Source organism: Endozoicomonas sp. SESOKO2, from assembly GCF_024606245.1.
Classification (GTDB): domain Bacteria; phylum Pseudomonadota; class Gammaproteobacteria; order Pseudomonadales; family Endozoicomonadaceae; genus Endozoicomonas_A.
Genome location: NZ_JAHHPQ010000769.1, coordinates 1 through 3,027, shown reverse-complemented (window position 1 = coordinate 3,027; position 3,027 = coordinate 1). Strand labels below are relative to the sequence as shown.

The window sequence follows — 3,027 nt, the reverse complement described above, 5'->3', positions numbered from 1 at the left end:
GACCATAGGTGCGTGTTCCACGCGCCCATAGTTTCAGGGCTTCCTGAAAGACTAGACAACACAGCTGCTGAACCTGATCCACCAGGAACGTCAGGTAAGGCAGTTTGGTTGCCAGATGCTGCACACCGTGATCATAGTTGTGTTCAAGTTCATAACCTTGGTTCTTCAGGATATAAAAGATTTCATTTTTTATGTACCAGCGACATCTTCCCCCTTCGGATACGGGGAGCATGGTTTCTTCGGTTAACGGGATATCGGTTATCCAACCCCAGATGTAGCGCTTACCTTTCTTGTCCGTTTCGACGCAATCAAGCACATTGAGGATTTCAACCGGCCCAGTCTTGTTCAGAGGAACGCTATTAGCACAGCGACACCAGTGTTTGACGCCATTGTCGTCAGTCACCTCAAGGCGTTTAGCGTTACCTTGTTACCTTGCTACCTTGTTGACCCAGTGTAACCATAGTCCCAATCATCAAAGCGTGATTACCATCCCTGGCAACAATAATCTACAGGTTTCTGGCCAGCATTGCTGTTCAAGGATTGATCATGTTTTTGCCCTAGCTTTTCGGATAGATAACCGGGACGCGAAGTCACCGATTCAGGTAGGGGTTGAAGGCTGATTGTATCCTAGGTAGGATCATTACTGTCTATTAGGTTTTTATTTTTTATTGAGTTGTAACTTAGAAAAAAAATGTCAATAAAAAAACTTATAACAGAAAGATCCAATTTGGGTGACTCGTCCTTCTACTTCTACGATGAATCACTGATTCAAAAAAACATCAGCCTATTCAAGTCAATTTCATATCCTCATATCGGAATTCATTTTGCTTCAATGGCAAACGATAATCCCACACTGTTAAAGATGTTGGAGTTAAATGGTTTTGGTATTTTCGTAAATTCACGAAAGCACATGCAACTTTCACTTGATTGTGGGTTTAGTCCAAATCGGATTATTTTTGCGAGCACCGGTATTTGTGAGCCTACAATGAAGCTGATTATTGAGAAAGGCGTACAAATCAATATTGACTCCCGCGATCAGCTTAAATTGTACGGAAAACTGAACCCTGGGGGTGAAATTGGCATTCGACTAAATATCGATGAAAAATCAAGAAACAATATTTTCACAGGGTTAGAAAGTCGAATTGGTGTTCTAGAATCTAAACTCCCAGAAATATTTAAAATAGCAAAAGAACACAACCTAAGAATTACAGGTACTCATGTATATTTAGGGACAGACGTCACCCCGCTGTGGAGATTCTCATGCAGAATGCAGAAACACAGATTGCAGCTGTCGCACATAGGGTAATGGAGCAACGATCAGAACAGAAGAATGAACAGGAACGATTCTCTTATGCACTTTTTATTGATAGTAGTATGGATGCAGACTTATTTAAGTATAACTCTAAAGGGGGGCTTGTTTTTGAGACTAGCTTCAAAGAATTTTTAGACAATATTTTACGTAATACTTATGAAGCTGATTCGGAAGGGTTGTATTAACGAATGGTAAAAGAGAATTCCATGCTATTTGACAATAGTGATTCTTCTGTAAAAAGAGGAGCTCTTATCGTTTTTACTATGGCTGTCTTTTTTGTAGGTGCAACAGAGTTTATGTTGTCATCTATGTTGCGTCCATTAGCTCAAGCTTTTGATACGTCTACAACCAAAGCTTCTTGGCTGATTGCAAGTTATGCCATTTCTTATGCTATTGCAGCTCCTATTTTTGGGTATATTTCAGATCGGGTTGATAGAACACGACTACTATTGATCGCTCTTTGTGCATTTGCCATTGACGGGGCTGCTATTGTTTTAGCTCCTTCTTTTGAGGTGGCTGTTGTACTGAGAATTTTTGGTGGATTGGCTTCAGCTATTATTATTCCCACGACATTCGCATTAATTGCTGAGATAATTCCGCGTAATCATCAGGCCACAGCGGGATTGTGCCACAGAGTCTTAAGTACTCAACCATACGAAATCATATTTTCTGACTTATTGTTCAGGCACTCTGACTGCGTTACAACTCTGGTCACATAGCTTGCTATGTTCCCGTCGTTGCGCCTTGCAGAGCACCTGCCCAATAAGCCAGAAATATTCGATTCCGTATGGCTGAGTACTTAGCCTGATTATTCATGCCGTTCAATAGATTATCTTTATCGCCAAGATAGATTCTTTTACCTTGAGCTGATGCTAGACAGACTTTTTAATAGTCCTGATGCGAATGCGGCTGTTTCGCTAACTTATAAATTTTGAGGACGATATTATGAAAAAGTATATTGTGCTACTTGCAGCGACACTAGCGTTGCCAGCAATCGCAGACATTAACATTCCTATGAATCTGGTAAGCGCGCAAGGGGTAGAAAAAACTATTGGTACTGTGACAGCTAGCGAAACGGAATACGGTGTTGTGTTGACCCCAGATCTCAATAGCCTGACGCCTGGATTACACGGTTTTCATGTGCATCAAAATCCCAGCTGCGATGCCAAACAAAAAAACGGTAAGTGGGTAGCAGGCCTGGCAGCAGGTGGACACTATGACCCTCACGGCACTAAAAAGCATGCTGCTTCCTGGGGAGATGGTCATCTCGGTGATTTGCCCGCTCTTTATGTTGATCACCATGGTTATGCTAATCAAGCGGTGTTAGCACCACGCTTGAAATTAGCTGATTTAAAAGGTCGCTCATTGATGATTCACGCTGGTGGCGACAATCATTCCGATCACCCCAAAAAACTAGGTGGTGGCGGTGCCCGCATGGCCTGTGGTGTTTCCAGTTAAGGTAACTGCCTATTGGCACTGCTGCTTAAATTGATACCCTCTTAGCGACGGGGATTCCTACAGCTAGAGGGTCATGTCCGACCGCAGTGCATCCCTTGCCCAATATTGGGATGAACCGCAGTAGGACAGCCTTAAGTCCGACAGGCTGCTAGAGAAAATGACACATTACTTCTGTTTCATTCACCGCCTCTCCTTCCCACTCTGCCCCGGCATTGATCAGGAGGTTAACGCAGTCGGTATAGCCCAGCTCGGTTGCG

Annotated in this window: 4 protein-coding genes and 1 pseudogene; 4 read left to right on the top strand and 1 reads right to left on the bottom strand. The window is 43.0% G+C overall.

The window, feature by feature from the left end:
* Window positions 1–403: pseudogene (locus tag KDK17_RS18300) on the bottom strand (hypothetical protein); the annotation flags it as partial.
* A 324-nt stretch (window positions 404–727) separates the two neighbouring features.
* On the opposite strand from KDK17_RS18300, the gene KDK17_RS18295 reads away from it, so the two are divergent.
* The 4 genes from KDK17_RS18295 to sodC all read left to right on the top strand — a co-directional run bounded on the left by KDK17_RS18295 (window position 728) and on the right by sodC (window position 2,770).
* Entirely contained in the window at window positions 728–1,306 is a 579-nt protein-coding gene (locus KDK17_RS18295; RefSeq protein WP_257288742.1) for a hypothetical protein, read from the top strand.
* Window positions 1,261–1,497: a hypothetical protein gene (locus tag KDK17_RS18290; protein WP_257282356.1), complete on the top strand. Its 237-nt coding sequence runs from the start codon at window positions 1,261–1,263 to the stop codon at window positions 1,495–1,497. The genes KDK17_RS18295 and KDK17_RS18290 overlap by 46 nt, the downstream gene beginning before the upstream one ends.
* Before the next feature lie 3 nt (window positions 1,498–1,500).
* On the top strand, window positions 1,501–2,031 hold the full coding sequence (locus KDK17_RS18285; RefSeq protein WP_257282355.1) for an MFS transporter: 531 nt from the start codon (window positions 1,501–1,503) through the stop codon (window positions 2,029–2,031).
* Window positions 2,032–2,257: 226 nt separating this feature from the next.
* Window positions 2,258–2,770, top strand: coding sequence for a superoxide dismutase [Cu-Zn] SodC (gene sodC / locus KDK17_RS18280; protein ID WP_257282354.1), 513 nt, complete (start codon window positions 2,258–2,260; stop codon window positions 2,768–2,770).
* The last annotated feature ends 257 nt before the right edge of the window (window positions 2,771–3,027 follow it).